At 36.4% G+C, this 17,236-nt stretch carries 17 protein-coding genes; 5 read left to right on the top strand and 12 right to left on the bottom strand.

Going from position 1 to position 17,236, the window contains the following annotated elements:
• Nucleotides 1-7: 7 nt before the first annotated feature.
• The 5 genes from IGL86_RS07790 to IGL86_RS07810 all read right to left on the bottom strand — a co-directional run bounded on the left by IGL86_RS07790 (nucleotide 8) and on the right by IGL86_RS07810 (nucleotide 4,887).
• A complete protein-coding gene (locus IGL86_RS07790; RefSeq protein ID WP_002357165.1) occupies nucleotides 8-694 on the bottom strand; it encodes a Bax inhibitor-1/YccA family protein in 687 nt (228 codons plus the stop codon).
• Nucleotides 687-1,172, bottom strand: coding sequence for a MaoC/PaaZ C-terminal domain-containing protein (locus tag IGL86_RS07795; RefSeq protein WP_002357164.1), 486 nt, complete (start codon nucleotides 1,170-1,172; stop codon nucleotides 687-689). The genes IGL86_RS07790 and IGL86_RS07795 overlap by 8 nt, the downstream gene beginning before the upstream one ends.
• 196 nt (nucleotides 1,173-1,368) lie before the next feature.
• Nucleotides 1,369-2,706, bottom strand: coding sequence for a UDP-N-acetylmuramate--L-alanine ligase (gene murC, locus IGL86_RS07800; protein WP_002357163.1), 1,338 nt, complete (start codon nucleotides 2,704-2,706; stop codon nucleotides 1,369-1,371).
• Between the two features lie 154 nt (nucleotides 2,707-2,860).
• The gene (locus IGL86_RS07805; RefSeq protein WP_002360064.1) at nucleotides 2,861-3,814 is read right to left on the bottom strand and encodes a hypothetical protein; all 954 of its coding nucleotides are present in this window, start codon (nucleotides 3,812-3,814) and stop codon (nucleotides 2,861-2,863) included.
• A gap of 113 nt (nucleotides 3,815-3,927) precedes the next feature.
• On the bottom strand, nucleotides 3,928-4,887 hold the full coding sequence (locus IGL86_RS07810) for an aromatic acid exporter family protein (protein WP_002360063.1): 960 nt from the start codon (nucleotides 4,885-4,887) through the stop codon (nucleotides 3,928-3,930).
• Nucleotides 4,888-4,989: 102 nt separating this feature from the next.
• Between IGL86_RS07810 and IGL86_RS07815 the strand changes: the two genes are divergently transcribed.
• The gene (locus IGL86_RS07815) at nucleotides 4,990-5,601 is read left to right on the top strand and encodes an FUSC family protein (protein ID WP_002365791.1); all 612 of its coding nucleotides are present in this window, start codon (nucleotides 4,990-4,992) and stop codon (nucleotides 5,599-5,601) included.
• A 40-nt stretch (nucleotides 5,602-5,641) separates the two neighbouring features.
• Here the strand turns inward: IGL86_RS07815 and IGL86_RS07820 are convergent, their stop codons facing one another.
• Nucleotides 5,642-6,523: an ROK family protein gene (locus IGL86_RS07820; RefSeq protein ID WP_002360061.1), complete on the bottom strand. Its 882-nt coding sequence runs from the start codon at nucleotides 6,521-6,523 to the stop codon at nucleotides 5,642-5,644.
• 2 nt (nucleotides 6,524-6,525) lie between these two features.
• Nucleotides 6,526-6,828 carry a membrane protein insertion efficiency factor YidD gene (gene yidD, locus IGL86_RS07825; protein ID WP_002357157.1) on the bottom strand — a complete coding sequence of 101 codons (303 nt, stop codon included), beginning with the start codon at nucleotides 6,826-6,828 and terminating at the stop codon, nucleotides 6,526-6,528.
• Nucleotides 6,829-7,005: 177 nt separating this feature from the next.
• On the opposite strand from yidD, the gene IGL86_RS07830 reads away from it, so the two are divergent.
• Nucleotides 7,006-7,158, top strand: coding sequence for an SPJ_0845 family protein (locus tag IGL86_RS07830; protein WP_002362024.1), 153 nt, complete (start codon nucleotides 7,006-7,008; stop codon nucleotides 7,156-7,158).
• A 16-nt stretch (nucleotides 7,159-7,174) separates the two neighbouring features.
• Here the strand turns inward: IGL86_RS07830 and yihA are convergent, their stop codons facing one another.
• Together yihA and clpX are read right to left on the bottom strand one after the other, a co-directional pair.
• Entirely contained in the window at nucleotides 7,175-7,756 is a 582-nt protein-coding gene (gene yihA / locus IGL86_RS07835; RefSeq protein WP_002357155.1) for a ribosome biogenesis GTP-binding protein YihA/YsxC, read from the bottom strand.
• Nucleotides 7,757-7,853: 97 nt separating this feature from the next.
• Complete coding sequence (clpX, locus tag IGL86_RS07840; RefSeq protein WP_002357154.1) at nucleotides 7,854-9,107, bottom strand: ATP-dependent Clp protease ATP-binding subunit ClpX; 1,254 nt, start codon at nucleotides 9,105-9,107, stop codon at nucleotides 7,854-7,856.
• Between the two features lie 191 nt (nucleotides 9,108-9,298).
• On the opposite strand from clpX, the gene IGL86_RS07845 reads away from it, so the two are divergent.
• On the top strand, nucleotides 9,299-10,327 hold the full coding sequence (locus IGL86_RS07845; RefSeq protein ID WP_033626016.1) for a lactonase family protein: 1,029 nt from the start codon (nucleotides 9,299-9,301) through the stop codon (nucleotides 10,325-10,327).
• Between the two features lie 215 nt (nucleotides 10,328-10,542).
• On the opposite strand, the gene IGL86_RS07850 is transcribed toward IGL86_RS07845, so the two are convergent.
• From IGL86_RS07850 to rihC, 3 genes are read right to left on the bottom strand one after another with little or no spacing between them, the layout of a single operon-like run.
• Nucleotides 10,543-11,031 carry a GNAT family N-acetyltransferase gene (locus IGL86_RS07850; protein ID WP_033625524.1) on the bottom strand — a complete coding sequence of 163 codons (489 nt, stop codon included), beginning with the start codon at nucleotides 11,029-11,031 and terminating at the stop codon, nucleotides 10,543-10,545.
• 11 nt (nucleotides 11,032-11,042) lie between these two features.
• Entirely contained in the window at nucleotides 11,043-12,416 is a 1,374-nt protein-coding gene (gene dcuC / locus IGL86_RS07855; RefSeq protein ID WP_002360057.1) for a C4-dicarboxylate transporter DcuC, read from the bottom strand.
• A gap of 16 nt (nucleotides 12,417-12,432) precedes the next feature.
• Nucleotides 12,433-13,386 carry a ribonucleoside hydrolase RihC gene (gene rihC / locus IGL86_RS07860; RefSeq protein WP_002383111.1) on the bottom strand — a complete coding sequence of 318 codons (954 nt, stop codon included), beginning with the start codon at nucleotides 13,384-13,386 and terminating at the stop codon, nucleotides 12,433-12,435.
• A 146-nt stretch (nucleotides 13,387-13,532) separates the two neighbouring features.
• On the opposite strand from rihC, the gene IGL86_RS07865 reads away from it, so the two are divergent.
• Together IGL86_RS07865 and IGL86_RS07870 are read left to right on the top strand one after the other, a co-directional pair.
• The gene (locus IGL86_RS07865; RefSeq protein ID WP_033625522.1) at nucleotides 13,533-15,446 is read left to right on the top strand and encodes a PfkB family carbohydrate kinase; all 1,914 of its coding nucleotides are present in this window, start codon (nucleotides 13,533-13,535) and stop codon (nucleotides 15,444-15,446) included.
• 118 nt (nucleotides 15,447-15,564) lie between these two features.
• Nucleotides 15,565-17,073, top strand: a complete 1,509-nt coding sequence (locus IGL86_RS07870; RefSeq protein WP_033625521.1) for a helix-turn-helix domain-containing protein — start codon at nucleotides 15,565-15,567, stop codon at nucleotides 17,071-17,073.
• The last annotated feature ends 163 nt before the right edge of the window (nucleotides 17,074-17,236 follow it).

A 17,236-nucleotide genomic window follows, 5' to 3' on the forward strand; every position in this document is an offset into this window, starting at 1 on the left:
GTTCATGTTAGTTGTTTTTACCAAAAATTCTTAAGAAAGCTAAGAATAAGTTGATGAAGTCAAGGTATAATTGTAATGCGAAGAAAACGGCCATCCCAGTACCTGCTTGATCACCTGTTTGCGCATAGACTTGGCGTATACGTTGGTTATCATAAGCCGTAATCCCTGAGAAAATTAGGACCATTAAAATGGAAATAAAGAATTCTACAGCATTACTGTGTAAAAGGAACATATTTAGCAACATCGCAATGATGATTCCGATTAAGGCACTATAAGCGGCATGACCAACTGCTGATAGGTCTTTCTTCGTAAAGACACCTACTAATGACATCGCGCCAAAGGTAGCTGCTGCACTTAAAAATGCGCCGGCCACTGTTCCACCAGTATACATTAATAACGTCACGGATAAAGTGACACCATTTAATAATGCATACGCAACAAATCCTGCAATCGCAATGGTTGGATTCTTCTGTGCTTTTGCGCCTAGATATAAAACTAAGCCAATTTCAACAAGCCAAATCATCCAAAAAGCTAAGCTTGATTGGAATAAAGTAGCTAGAACGGGTAAAAAGACAGTTGTCATTGCATAAGCCATGATTGCGCTAATACCAATTCCTAACGCTAAAAATCCGTAAATTTTGGCATAAAATTTATTCAAACCTGTGCCAGTTTGGATATACTCTTGATTATTCATAAGTTAAAGTCCCTTCTTTCTCTGTTAGTTCATCAATCGTCACTTGGGGTGGTTGAACCATCACCACTGCATCTAACACGCGATTTTCTTGCTCATTAACAGCCTCAACTGAAATGGTAATCACATCTTTCATTTTGTCGACTTTGATTACTTCTAATTGGAAAGTCAATGTTTCGTAATGAAAAACGGGTTCCACAAAGTTCACAGAGAAATTCACAACATGTGAACCTGGTCCTGGTAAATGTTTTGAAATCGCACTAGTGATAATTCCCATCAGCATAATTGATGGTACGATTGGTTTTTCATATTCTGTTTTTTGGGCATAATCATGTTGGATATATAAAGGATTCGCATCATTGGTCAAGCCCAAGTAAAGTAATAAGTCCTTGTCTTCAATTGACTCTGTCAAGGACAACGAATCTCCCTCTTCGATATCTTCGATGGTTTTGCCTAATTTTCTCGGTTTTCCGATATTCAAATTAGTACACCTCCGTTATTGATAAGATAATTGTACCAAAATGTACTTAAAAGGCAAGTTAAAAAGTAGTCTTTAAAGGATGTTTAAACAAAACCAACTTATCTACCATGCTAGATTTTAAAAACAAACAACGGAACAGGAGCAGCTTCTTATTTTTTGAAGCCAGATACCCCTGTCCCGATTTTGTTTCTTTTTATTATAAAACGTTTCTAGTTGTGTTACTTAGTAATGTTTCGTAAGCTTGTTCAAATTTCTGAACATCGCCAGCGCCCATAAAGACAACCACTGCATTTTCAAAATCTAGTAAAGGCGACACATTATCTTCGGTAATTACTTGTCCACCTTTTTGAATTTTTTCACCTAAATCTTCAATGCGTACCTCGCCTTGTGTTTCACGCGCAGAGCCAAAAATATTACATAAGAATACTTCATCTGCTAAATCCAGTGCTTCAGCAAATTCATCCATTAAGGCAATTGTTCGTGTAAATGTATGTGGCTGGAAGACAGCAATAATTTCTTTGTCAGGATATTTTTGACGAGCGCCATCAATCGTTGCTTTAATTTCAGCTGGATGGTGCGCATAATCATCAACAATAATCATGTCACTGACTTTTTTCTCGCTAAAACGACGTTTCACACCTTTAAAACTTAGCATTTCTTCTGCGACTTTTTGCATATCAAGTTTTTCAAAATAAGCCACAGCAATCACACCTAGCGCATTCATGATATTGTGATGGCCAAATGCTGGTAAGACAAAATGACCTACAAAATCATCCTTGTGATAAACATCAAAAGATGAGCCTTCCGTTGTTCGTTGAATATTTCGGGCTTGGATATCATCCTCTTCACTGACGCCATAATAATAAACTGGCACTTCTGATTCTAACTGGCGAAGATACTTATCATCACCATAAGCAAAAATTCCTTTTTTGACTTGATGAGCCATTGTTTGGAACGCTGAAAAAACGTCCTCAATGCTCTTGTAGTAATCTGGATGATCAAAATCGATATTCGTCATAATCGCATAATCTGGTGAATAGGCCAAGAAATGACGGCGATACTCACACGCTTCAAATGCAAAGAAATCAGCATCTGGTTCGCCGTGGCCAGTGCCATCACCTATTAAATAACTAGTTGGATTGATACCACTTAATACATGTGCTAGCAAACCAGTCGTACTTGTTTTCCCATGTGACCCTGTTACAGCAATGCTTGTATAGGGTTCGATAAAACGAGCAATGAAATCGTGGTAACGAATTACTTCTGCGCCTAATTCGATGGCGCGGGCGATTTCCTCATGGGTATCTGGAAAAGCATTTCCAGCAATAACAATCATGTCTTTATCAATATTATCTGCATTAAATGGTAAAATAGGGACACCTGATTTTTCAAGATCCCGTTGTGTAAAGAAATACTCTTCTACGTCTGATCCTTGAACGTTGTAGCCTTTTTGGTGTAAGACCAACGCTAATGAGCTCATGCCAGAACCTTTAATTCCGACAAAATGGTATAATTTGTTCTCTTGATTTCCCATTATAATCCTCTTCTCTGTCACTATATAAAACATACCTTTTTTAAAAAAATTTCAATCATACGAGATTCATTATCGTATAAAACAAAAAAATAATCAACTATTAAAACAGAATAAAAAACTTACATGTTTCAAATCCACATGCAAGTTTCATCTCTTAACTAAAATATTTACTGTTTTCTAATACAGAACTTGAATCTTCTAGCATCCCACTTAATGGTTTATCCAAGATGCCCTTTTTCTTCTCTTCTGTCACAGGTGCTTCCGGCTCCACTTGAGCATTCGCTTTAGCTAATTTTTTCCCATAAGCAGTTTGACTTTTAGCATTTTTCTTTGCGGCATTCAAACGGGAACGCGAACGTAAATCTAACGCATCTTCGCCAAAACGTTCTAAGTCTGGTTTGATTTGTTGATATTGTCGTCTAGTTAAAGGAATCTCAGGTTCTGAGGTTGGAATATTAAATTTCCGCACCGTTGGATCTTCTTCCGTATCTTTCACTTGAAAAGCCGTTGGTTCATCATCAAGAATCACATATGAACGACGATCTTTTTTCATTGCTTTTAGCAACTCTTCTTCAGTAAAACTAGGTTCCTGTTCCTCAGGAATCACAGAAGCCGGGATATATTTAGGAACAAAATAAGAAGGTGTCGTTTTCTGCACTAATGGTGATGCGGCAGGTCTACTTGGTTTCGCTACGACTTCTTTTTTTTTATACGTTTGTGTCCAGCCATTTCCTTTTGGCGTCCCAAAAAGGCTATTATTTTTTTTCGTTGCTTGTTTATTTTTCGTTGCTTTACTAGCATGTTTTGTGTAGTCTGGCAAATTAGAACGATGACGTGCTAATTGCTCTTGTTGTGCTGCCGTTAATTGTTGTGTTTGTTTATTTGTAGTTGATTGATTCGTTGTTGGTTGTTGGACGGATGGTGTGCTTTGTCTAGTATCTTCGGCAGATGTTGCAGTTCTTCTGCTACCAGACATTGCTTTACCAATCAGATCATCTTGAAATAAGTTACGTTCATTATCTGTTGGTAATTTTACGCCCTGTTCATCATCATACGCTGGAAAACGGAAATGTTTTCTCTTCACTTGAGCATTATCCATTGCGGTCATTCCTTTTATTTTTCTTTCTCATTAGTTTAACACATTCTCAATGAATACTAAAGAACTTGCCTGAATTTTTAAGAGAACAAAAAAGAAACCTCCGTTTAAAAAGGTTTCTTTTTTTATTTATCTAGTTGTAGTTTGGCAAAGTCCGCTTTGACTTGAATGAATGACTGAAATAATTGTAAAAACTGAAAGAGCCGCGCCCGATTTTCAAATTCACTTCTTGTTTGCGGCAATGGTTTTGTGCGATAGGTTTCATAAACGGTCTTAATTCGATTCATAATTTCTTGTCCATCATTATTCTCTGCAAATGTTTCTGCCGTATATTCCAATAATTGTTGAATATAGCGAACTTGTTGCGCATCAACAGTAATATCTTCTAATAATTCCAACATGTTTTTTAGAATATTACTTTGCATTTTTCTCATCGCAAAGTACTCTAAATAGTACGTATTGGTAGACAGCAATTGATTCTCGGCATGATTTTTGGCCCACGTCTCGCCTGTGCGAATAAAGGTTTTTAAATCTGCACAATGCATGACCAAATTTCGCTCTCCTGCAGCGTTGTTTAAATGTAGCGCCATTTCCCTTAAAATTTTACGAAACATTGTTTCAATGACTTCTTGGTCTTCTCTTAAACGTTTTTCTGTATCAGGCATATAAGAATTAGCTAATAACGCTAGTCCCACACCAATACTCATTAATAAAAATTCATTTCCAATAATCGCCCAAGAAAGATTTTTTTCGACTAAATAATGAGTTACCAAAACGGAACTCACAACAATACCATCAGATAATTGAAAATACACAGCTGCTGGAATAAATAATAACAAAAAAATACCAAAAGCAATCGCTGTAAAACCCAAAAAAGTAAAACAAATATACGCTAAAATAGTTGCTAAAGCTAAGGATAACAAACGATAAATTCCTGTCATGACAGATGTTTTTTTCGTGCTAGTAACACTTAAAACCGAAATAATCCCTGCCGAAGGGGCATAAAGTAATCCCAGTTTTTCCGCAATAATCATTGCTAATGCAGCGCTAATGGCTGTCTTGACTGTTCGTAAACCAATTTTCATGCATACTCCCCTTAAAAAATAATAATTCTTCACTTTTCTCTAGTAATTTTACCTCTATTTCGGTTATCATTAAAGAGAAAAGTTATTTAGGAGCGAATATTTATGATAGTGGGTCGATTTCGTTTAGGCATGCGAACGTTAAAAACAGCAATTGCTGTCATGCTGTGTATTCTTTTATTTCAATTTTTCCATCGTGGCTCACCTATGATTGCCTGTTTAGCAGCTGTTTTTTCGCTAAGACAAGATTTAAATACCAGTTTGTCTTTTGGAAAATCGCGCATTATTGGAAACACATTGGGTGGCTTTTTAGCTTTGCTTTATGTATTAGCACAAGATTATTTTCCTAATCAACACTTAGTAGAATTACTGCTACTACCACTTTTAGTCATTATCGTCATCGTTGTTTCTGATGGGATTAATAACAATGCTGGGATCATTTCTGCAACTGCGACACTTTTAATGATTTCTTTAAGTATTCCGCAAAGCGATTCCTTTCAATATGCAATGGAACGTGTGTTGGATACATTCATTGGGACCTTTATAGCGATTGGTTTAAACGTCTTTTTACAACCTAAGCCAGCAGAAGAAGCCCATGAAATTTCTGAAGATTTAGCTGAATTAGAAAAGAAAGAAAAAGAACTAGAAGCTTTACGCCAACAAGTTCAAGCGCGGATTGCTGCAGAAGAAAACACTGATGACAAGGCAAATAAATAAAGAAACAGCCGATTGAAGAGAATAACAATCGGCTGTTTCTTTATAGTTCCCAATTCGTTTTTGCTTGAAAGTTGGCGGCTGCGCCAATCAAGTTGGCATCATTTTGATAATGGCAGGTCACGATTTCTGGAACAAAATCTTTTAATTCAAAGGTCTGTAAATGCGTTAGCATCCGGCGATTAATCTCTGCTAATAAGCCTTCTTTAGCAGAAACACCGCCTCCGAGTACAATCATTTCAGGATCATAAGAAAACTGTAAGCCGAATAATCCTTGTGTTAAATAATCATAAAAATTATTGACTTCTTCGCGAGCAATCTCATCCCCTCGTTGTGCCAGTTCAAAAACTTCTTCTCCTGTCACCGCCTGTTTTTCGACTCCAATTCGTTCACAATAGCGCTGAGCCATTTTGACAGCTGTGCCAATTTCACTGAATGTTTGGCCATTACTTAAAAAGTTCAGTCCAAACTCGCCTCCATATAAATGAGCGCCTTTGTACAATTCACCATTGCGAAAAATCGCTCCGCCAATTCCTGTCCCAATAACGACAAAAAGCACTTCTTTTTTCCCTTTCGCTGCGCCTTCATATATCTCAGCTAAACCAGCACAATTCGCATCATTTTCGATAGTCACTGGTAAGCCAAACAACGCTTCTAATTCTTCATAAATGTTAAAATGATGAATATATGGAATGGCGGAAATCCCTAAAATCTGTTGACTTTTTTCGTCAACTACTCCAGGTGAACTAAAAGCGACACCACTAATCGACTCATTTCTTTTGTCTGCATAAACCGAATATAAATGCGCTTTCATTTCTTCCCAAGAGCCAGGTGTTGGAAAGCTCCCTTGATTTGTTAATTCTTTGCCTGTCCAAACGCCGTATTTCACGGAAGAACCGCCAAGATCAAATGCTAAAATTGCCATATTTATCCATCCTTTTCTACTTCTGTTTTCTTATTTCTTCGATACGTATACGGTCCATGATAGGTCTCATCAGGATTTTTCGTCAAGCGAAATTTCAACGGAACATAGTCAATGCCGCCTTTAACAAAAGGATGACATCGTAAAATCCGTGCTACCCCCATCGTTGTTCCTTTGACACTTCCATGTGTATGAATTGCATCAATCATATATTGTGAACACGTTGGGTAATAGCGACAACGTGCAGGCAATCCTGGAGAAATAAATCGTTGATAAAAACGAACACCGCCGATTAACGGATTTTTCATAAAGTGCCTTCTTTCTAACTAATTCTTACTAAAGAATAGCTTGTTTTTTCATGTTTGGCAAGTCCTAGTTACGAGAAATCACACCAGGTGCACCTATGACGAATTCTTACATTTCTGTTGCTATCCAAATGAAAAAAAACGTGCTACACTATAAAAAAAGGAATGGAGGCTTAGTAAATGGGATTAAAATTTGAACGTTCCAATGACTTAGATAAACTCTTCGATTCTTTCGCCGTTGATCCATTAAAGAAAGAAGTACCTCTTGAAGAACTGGCAAAACAACGACAAGAAGCAAAAAAAGAAGAAGCAAAAAAACAAGCAAAAGAGTAATTTTGCTTGTTTTTTTCTATAGAAATTTTTCAATTGCTGTCCAAGCTGCTTCTTTTCCTTCTTTTGTTTCAGAAGAGAAAATAATAAAGTCATCTTGTTTATCAAAATTCAAGGCTTTTTTGATGACACTCTCATGTTTGTTCCATTTGCCCCGCGGAATTTTGTCTGCCTTAGTTGCCACAATAATAACTGGCAAATCATAGTATTTCAAAAATTCATACATTTGGATATCATCTTGGGTCGGCGGATGACGTAAATCAATTAAAGAAACGACTGCACGTAATTGCTCACGTTGCGTGATATACGTTTCAATCATTTTTCCCCACTTCGCACGTTCTGTTTTAGAAACTTTGGCATAACCATAGCCAGGAACATCCACAAAGTGTAAGGCGTCCTCAATTAAATAAAAGTTTAGCGTTTGCGTTTTACCAGGTTTGCCTGAAGTTCTTGCTAAATTTTTACGATTAATCAAGGTATTAATAAAAGATGATTTCCCAACGTTCGAACGTCCAGCTAAAGCAATCTCCGGTAATTGAGATTCAGGATATTGTTTAGGGGATACCGCACTAATCACGATTTCTGCATTATGTACGTTCATTGTTTTCCTCCGTTCTTCTATTCAGTCTTTCATTCAAAAGCTTAACAAAAACAGCTCTTTCGGAGATCCGCCGAAAGAGCTGTTTTCAGCTTCAATCTTATACAGCTTCTTTATCTTTTTTGTTATAAATAATTGTTGGTTTACCGGTACCTTCAGCGGCCATTTTAGTAATGATAACTTTTTCAATGCTTTCATCTGAAGGAACATCAAACATTACGTCCATCATAATTTCTTCAATGATTGAACGAAGTCCGCGTGCGCCAGTATTACGTTCAATGGCTTTGGCTGCGATGGCTTTTAATGCTTCTGGTTCAAATTCTAATTTAGTGTCATCAAGAGACAATAATTTTTGATATTGTTTCACCAAGGCATTCTTCGGTTCTGTTAAAATTCGAACTAAATCATCATTCGTTAATTTATCAAGCGCAGCCATTACAGGTAAGCGTCCAATAAATTCTGGAATTAAACCAAATTTCAATAAATCTTCTGGAATAATATGTTGCATGATGCTTTCTTCTTCATTTAAAGCAGAATTAGTTTTACCAAAACCAATAGTTTTTTCGCCTAAGCGGTTTTTAACAATGGTTTCAATTCCATCAAATGCTCCACCAACGATGAAGAGAACATTCGTTGTGTCAATTTGGATAAATTCTTGATGTGGATGTTTGCGGCCCCCTTGTGGTGGTACACTTGCAACTGTTCCTTCAAGAATTTTTAGTAAGGCTTGTTGAACACCCTCACCTGAAACATCTCGAGTAATCGAAACATTTTCACTCTTACGGGCAATTTTATCAATCTCATCAATATAGATAATGCCCTTTTCCGCGCGTTCAACATTATAGTCAGCAGATTGTAGTAATTTTAAAAGGATGTTTTCAACATCTTCCCCTACATAACCTGCTTCTGTTAAACTGGTCGCATCAGCGATTGCAAAAGGTACATTTAATGTTTTTGCTAACGTTTGAGCCAAGAAAGTTTTACCTGAACCTGTTGGTCCAATTAAACAAATGTTACTTTTTTGCAATTCAACGTCATCTTGAGTTGCAGCTGTTTCTGATTGATTTACACGTTTATAGTGATTGTAAACAGCAACAGAAAGTGTGCGTTTTGCACGTTCTTGTCCAATAACATATTCATTTAAAACATTTAAAATTTCTTGGGGTTTTGGCACATCCGTTAATTCTCGGACTGCTTCATCATAAAATTCTTCATCAATAATCTCTTTACATAGATCAATACATTCATTACAAATATAGACACCCGGACCAGCAACAATTTTTTTTACTTCTTCTTGTGTTTTCCCACAAAATGAACAACGAACGGTCCCGTTATTATCCGTATTGTCGTACATGTTCGTCACCCCTCTAAAAATCAAAAAATGACTGTCATCACAGTCTCTCATCATAATAGCACAAACCACTTTAAAATGCGAACATCTCAGATAGAAATTTTTATTGTTCTTAGACTTCTTATGGTATACTACATTATATAAAAGCACTTTCATAAAAAGTGATTGTGTTGAAACAAATTGGAGGAATTGTGATGTTAGAACAAATTTTACTAGGTACCTATACTCGAAGAGCCAGCCAAGGCATTTATAAAATTGCATTAGATACGACACAAGGTCGTTTAACAGAAGCGACACTTTTGTTAGAAGAAACGAGTCCTACCTATCTTGCTCTGAGTCAAAAGGGCGAACTTTTTAGCGTCACTAGTGTTGACGGTGAAGGTGGCACTGCCGCTTATCAACCAGAAATGGACCATTTTAACTTATTGAATAAAGTAACTGAGGAAGGTGCGCCGCCATGTTATGTAGCTGTTGACGAAAACCGACAACTTGTCTATGCAGCAAATTATCACCAAGGTATCGTTCACGTGTATCGTATCTTAGAAGATGGTTCTTTGGAAGATGCTGACAAAGTGATTCATACAGAGCCAACTGGTCCTCATGAAAACCAAAACAATGCCCATGTTCATTACACAGATTTAACGCCTGATCAACGCTTAGTCGTCTGTGATCTAGGAACCGATCGTGTGTATACGTATAATGTTAGCTTAGATGGAAAGCTTTCTGAAATCGCTCAATTCGTGACTGAGCCAGGGACTGGTCCACGTCATTTAGTGTTCCACCCAACAAAATCATTGGCTTACTTATTTGGTGAATTAGATAGCACTGTTTCAGTTCTTTCATATGATGAGACAGATGGTTCTTTCACTGAATTACAAAAAGTTTCTACTTTACCTGCTGATTATGATGCGTTTAATGGTGGCGCTGCGATTCGTATTTCTTCTGATGGCCGTTTCCTTTATGCTTCAAACCGTGGCCATAACTCAATTGCTGTCTATGCTGTTTCAGAAAATGGCGAAGCGATTGAACGAATTCAATTAATTTCAACAGAAGGCGATATTCCGAGAGATTTTGATTTAAATCCTTCTGAAGATTTCATCGTTGTCGCTAATCAAGACTCTGATAACTTAACACTTTATCGTCGGAACCAAGAAACAGGCTTATTAGAAATGATTCAAAAAGATGTTGCTGTTCCCGAATGTGTTTGTGTTTTATTTGTATAATTAAGTTGACTATTTCCTTGGAAAATAACAGGAGGTCGGGACAGAAGTGTTTAACTCCGAGAAATAAGAAGGAATTTCCGAAAATTGTTCTTTAATTTTTGGAGAATTTCGGCTTATTTCCGAAGGAGTTGCTTTTGTTCCCGCCGTTTATCAGTTTTTGAGCGTGGAGCAAAAATCCAAAGTGATTTTTGTCCCACGCTCCCTGTTTTCTTATTTTAAACGATGGATTGGTTCTCCAATTCTTTAACGTATAGATAAAAAGAGCCAAAGTCTAAGCGATTCATTTGTAAAGATTCATGAATTTTTGTGAACCCTTTACTTTCGAAAAATCGAATCATTCTATGGTTAGTATGATTAGTTTGAGCATACATTTTACGTCTTCCTTCCCAGACTGCCCGTTTCTCCAATTCATGGAACAATAAACTGCCATAACCCTTGGCAATATAATTAGGCGAAGTTGCAAAGCGCTTTAACCAAACAAAATCTTGTTCCTGCTCCATACAGAACGTTGCCATTGAAAAAATCATTTCTTCGTGCACTAGCAAATACAACCGTTTTTTTGTAATGTCTTCTTGGATATCTTCTTGAGAAGGGTAGTCCTTTGTCCACTGTGTAATGCCCACAACATCCATGTATGCCTTTACTTCTGTTAAAAATTGAAGAATCATTGGTAACTCTTTCTCATCAGCCACTCTAATTTTCATTGTTTATTCTCTTAATAAGGTAACAATAGAATCGACAAGACAATCACACTAATAATGCCAATGATGGTCGGTACACTCGTCCGCTTTAAAATTCTGATGGGACTAACTCCTACTGTTGATGCGACAATCATGACAACTGCTGCTACAGGAGAAATCGTTCTAGTTAAATTCGCGATCATCTGCATTGGCAAGGAAATTAAAATACCATCAATCCCAGCTTTTTCGGCAATCCCAGGGATTAGTTCGATAACCGCATAAAACATTGCCAGTCCACCACCGCTTAAAATTCCAAAAAGGGTCGTTGCACCGCTGAAAATTAAGGTCGTAACGATTCCTGCTGAACTTGACGCTTCGACAGATGCCATAATACTATCAATAATTCCTAACGTTTGAATCGCAGACGTGAACAATGAACCGCCTACGACAAGCATCACAACTTGACTAAACCCTTGCCCCATTCCTTTAAACATCTCGACAGCCGTATCTTGAACCTTTTTAAAAGATTTCAAGCGAAGCGTCTCAACCAATACAGCAATGAAGAAAGAAATAAATGTAAGAACAAAAATATCCATCGTTATTCCTTTAATAAACATTCCTGCGATTCCCACTCCAACAATTAATAATAGCGGTAATATTGGCAATATTGCATAAAATTTAGGAACATCAAATTCTTTTTGTTTGCTTAAGCCTTCTTCATTTAATGAAACATAGGCAGCCTCACCTTCTTTTTTATCGCAGTATTTTTGCCAGAAGTACTGTGCAACCGCAATGATTAATAACGATGGCAGCGAAATTTTGGCATTCCATACAACATAATTTAACACATCATAACCAAGGGTATTTGCGGCGATTACGTTATCCGCGCCTAAAGGTGTTGGCATGATAGTTGCCGTCATTGCAATCACACCTGCAGCAGTTAATGATGAAATCCCCATGCTGGCTAGCATCGGATATAATATAGACATTAAAATAATCGCTAAGCTTGATGCACTAGGAACTACTAGTGACATTAAATTTCCAATTAAAAAGACCACAGGGACAAATAACGATTTACGTTTAATCTTCATTAATGGTTTCACCAAAAAGTTGACAGCCATCTGATTGGCCCCGATTGCATTCATATATCCTGAATAACCAAAAAGAATCATAATTACAATTCCTGCTGAACTCACTTGTGCAATAATTGTATCTTTAAACTTCAAGAAAATATCAAATAATCCAAAACCGGTTCCTTCCCCTGCAGGATAAATGGGATGTCCTAACATCCATGCACATGCAAGTAGAACAAGCGCACCAATAATTAAGCTGAGTGCGGGATGATAATTTTTTACAATCAAATAGGCTACAACAACTAAAACGACCAATACCAATAAACTTTCAATCATACTTATCCTCCTTCAGTTAATTAACCGCTTTCATTTTTTCGACAACCCATTTTTGAAAAGCTTCAACATTTACATCTATACAGGCAACGGCATTCGTGTTTTTATGATACTTCATTTTTAAATCCGCAACAGTAGCTCCCGCAGCTGGACCTTCCAAAGCAACTTCAATGAACGTTTCAGTTGTCTCAAATAATTCTGGTGAAGTTAAATAGGCAATCGCACAGACATCATGCATTTTCAAACCTGTAGTTAGACTGCCGCCTCTATAATGACGGAAAAGACCATAAAACATTTCCCCAACTCTACCAAGCGCTCTGATGGCTGTTACTTCATGATTCGTTAACACAGCTTGACTTGTAACATCTAATCCTACCATTGTTAGCGGGACACCTGATTGGAAAACAATTTGTGCAGCGTGTGGATCGACATACGTATTAAATTCGGCACTTGTATTTGTATTTCCCCTTGCTAATGAGCCACCCATCATGACGATTTCTGCAATATTTTCTTTGACTTCTGGATAGAGGGTCAGTAACAAAGCAATATTCGTTAATGCAGCAATTGGAACAATGGTCAAAGGAACATCACTAGACAGAATTTCTTTTCGCATAGCTTCCACTGCATGAATATCTAAACACGTAGAGATAGGTTGCGGAAACTCAAAGCCATCCATGCCAGTCTCCCCATGAATCTCAGCAGAATCTTCCAATTGAATAAGTAACGGACAATTACACCCCTTGGCTACAGGAACCTTTTTCCCAAAAAAATCGACAAGTTTCAAGGCATTATTTGTTGTTTTTTCTACATCTACATTCCCTGCAACCGTCGTTATTAAGCGAACTTCTAGGTTAGGATGATTCAGTGCAATCGCTAAAGCTACAGCATCATCAATTCCTGGGTCCGTATCAATAATGATTGGTCTTTTCTTTGTATCCATTTTTCTTCCTCCATTCACATTTAGGAAAAACATTTCCGGAAACGTTTTCTTAATTTGAGATTAACAGCGCTTTCATTAAAAGTCAAGCAGAATTTCTAAATAATAAATAATTAGGCTTTTTCTTGACTTTCTGCTTTTAGAATGCTTACTATAAAAAAGAGTTCAGTGAAAGGACGAAAATGATGAATATTAAAGATATTGCAAAATTAGCTGGCGTTTCCGCTTCAACTGTATCCAAAATTATAAATAATAAAGATCAAACTATTAGTAAAGAAACCCGTGAGCGTGTCTTAAAAATCGTTCGAGATTACAACTACACACCTTACTCAGCAAATCTCGTCACAAATAGTACTACAAAAACCTTCGTGTTATTATTAAATAGCCATGAAACTTTTGAGGCTTGGGTTACGAGCTTTATTGATAAAGCTCAAGAAAATGGCTATAACTGCTTGATTTTAAATAGTCACGGTAGTTTAGAACAAGAACTGAAAAATATTACCTCGCCAACTTTAAAACAAGCCAGTGGCATTATTTGGGACCCAATCAATGAAAACAGTAAACAATACGCGAAATTTATAGAAGAATTAACGATTCCTTACTATTTCGTCAATCACTCAACTAACGAATTGCCTTCTCTAGCGGGGCTTTATGAAGAAGCTAGTTATGTTTTAACCCAAGAATTATTACAGAATAACCATAAAAAAATTAGTTATTTCGTCACTAACCCAAAATATAAAGAAGCAATTATTGCAGGCTATAAAAAAGCCTTGTTTGATGTCAATTTACCCTTTAGTAAAGAAAATATTTTAACTACTATCCCTGCTGATTTCAGTAATCAGCTTATCACAGATGGGATTACGGGTATCCTTACCGATGACTATACCCAGGCTGTTTTTTTGGAACAGCTTTTAAAGCAGAGCGGTTTGCGAACCCCCGATAATTACTCTTTACTCGCAATTAAGCGAAAAATTGATCGTTCATTTTTACCTGATCATATTTCTTCCGTCTTATTAGATACAGAGACGTTTGGCAGCCAGTTAGCCTTATCATTGCTTAACAAACGCAAAGAAAAAACAGCCTTGATTAATGAGACTGAAAAATTGGTGCTAGATCACAAAAATACATTAGGCATGTCTAGTGTTAATCCACATAGCAAAATGATTGTAGTAGGTAGTTTAAACGTTGATAATTATCTGTATTCAACAAATTTACCACATAACGGCAAAACAAATTTTTTGTCTAGCTATGCTAAATTCCCCGGCGGAAAAGGATTAAATCAAGCTGTTGGCTTAACCAAACTGGGGCATCAGGCCACCTTAATTGGTTGTTTAGGCTCAGACACAGATGCGAATTACTTATATAAAGAATTAGAAAAATACCACGTTACGACAGATGGTGTCACACGTATTCAAGATGCTGAGACTGGTCAAGCTTATATTTATGTTGAGACAAGCGGCGACTCCATGATTTCAATCTTACCTGGTGCAAACACAGCGCTTACACCTAAAAAAATCGCACAGCAAAAACACCTATTTATGGATGCCAGTTTTTGTCTCATTCAAACAGAAATTCCTTTGTCTGCTGTAGAGAAAGCTTGTGAAATCGCCCAACATTCAGGGGTACCGATTATTTTAAAACCAGCTGCTATTCATCATATTCCAGTGAATATACTAGAAAAGGTTGATTTTTTCATTCCCAATGAAGATGAATTATTGGAACTTCAACCAGATACTGGTACATTAGAAGAGAAAGCGGCGTACTTCTTAGAAATGGGCGTAAAAAATGTCATTGTTACTTTAGGAAAAAAAGGCGTGTTATTAAAAACACCCCAAGCGTGCCACTATTTCCCTGCAACAGAAAATATAGCTGTAGATAGTACTGGTGCCAGTGACAGCTTTATCAGCGCGCTCGCCTCCTATCTTTCGAAAGGTTATCCGACTGAAGCAGCCATTCAAATAGCAATTCAGGCTGCAGGATTTTCAGTTTCTAAAGAAGGGGTGATTGATTCTTTAGTTGATCACGTCACTTTGGAAAATTATTTGATAAAAAAAGAACCCGCTCTTTTTGCTCATCGTAACACCTGTGTCGACTGACACAGGTGTTTTCCTGCTGAATATCTTGTTATTTTCTCATAAACCAATGAGAATTGTTCTTTTTTATTACAATTTATTAGGCGAACTATTATAATAAAAGAGAAGTTATTACTAAGGAGTGAGTCTCATCAAAACACAAGATGCCATAAAAACATTTTTACTTTCAAAGAAAACACAAAAAAAATTGGCTGTCTTTTTATACTTAGCAAAACAAACGAACCTTGCTTTATCTAGTGTTGCCCGAAAATTCGATCTTTCTACTAAAAATTTATCAATTTATCTTCGTGAAATTCAAGAAGACTTAGCAACCCTTCCTGAAAATACCTTAGAGATTCAGATCCATCACGGAAAAATTTCATTACATACGACTTCCAATGATTTTCTTTCCCACTATTTTTTATTATTTAATTATTACTGTGTCCATTCTACTGACTTCATTCTTTTTCAAGCAATTATCAAAAAAGAAAACAATTCTGTCTGGAAAGTGAGTCAAGAAACTAATTTTAGCTCATCTTACATTTACAAACGGTTAAATAACATTAATAAACTATTTGGTTTGTATGGAATTTCCGTCCATTTTTCCCCCTCCGCGAGTAAAGTGATTACAGGTTCTGAATTTCAAGTCCTATATGCTTTTCTTGATGTCTACTGGACCATCTTTTTAAATACCTTAGCCTTACCACGTTATACCTCTACTTATTTTGAAGATATACTGACGCAACATATTAAACCAGAAATTCTTGAACGCTTGGAACACGCTTCTCTACTAAAATTAAATTTACTTTTGCACATCGCAAAATATCGCTTTCCATATACTTGTGAAGATGATCTCCAAAAAGAATTTGAAGAGCATCCTTATTTAAGGCTTTTCTCAGACTCAAAACAAACTATTTTTTGTTCCCAATCAAATTTTTCAGAAGATCAACAGCGGGTTGTAGATATCATTGCACCCATTGCCATTGATAATTTTGATTCAGCAAAACGAGCCAAAGATTTACTGGCTGCTCTAAATGAAATTTCTTGCCCAGAATATTTCTACGTTGATTCTTTATTAACCAATTTTTGCGAAGTTTTTCAAATTCCAAAAATGCGTGAATTTGATCGTCATTACTTCTTACTTATTTTATTTAAAAATATTATCTATAACCAATTATTTATTTCACAGCAACCAAATACCGCAATTCTAGATTTTTTAGTCAATAAAAATAGTACTTATCAAAAAGATTTACAGAAAGAAATTTATGCTTTTTATCAAAATTTTTCAGCGCATTCCTCTTATCAGTTAAGATTTAAGGATCAGGAGAACCCAATTTGGACATGTGAATTGTTGTTACGAATTTATAAGCACTATAGTCCCCGCAAAAAAATTAAAATTGGTGTTGCCTATTCTCGCGATTTTTACATTGCTAGCTTTATTATGATGAAAATCAAGCAAGCATTTAGTGAGGATATTATTTTTGAACGAACCGATTTTTCTAGTTGTGATATTGTGATTACTGACTATCCCTTATTTGATTTACCAAAAGAAATTGACCGAATTTACATTTTAGAAGAAGAATTAACCCGAGAAGATTGGGAACTAATTTTCAGTAAAATAAGTATCGCCATTTTTGATTTGCAATATTAAAACAAACATCAAGCGCTAACTTGTCTCACCAACCATAATGAAAACAAGCGACCTACAAACCACTTCTGCCAGTTTTAGTCTGACAGAAAATAGTTTGTAGGTCGCTTGTATATTACTGTTCTTTTCTATGTTACCTTCAAAGACAATCTAGTAACGTACTTCA

The sequence above is a fragment of the Enterococcus sp. DIV0774 genome, from assembly GCF_050539095.1.
GTDB lineage: Bacteria > Bacillota > Bacilli > Lactobacillales > Enterococcaceae > Enterococcus > Enterococcus faecalis.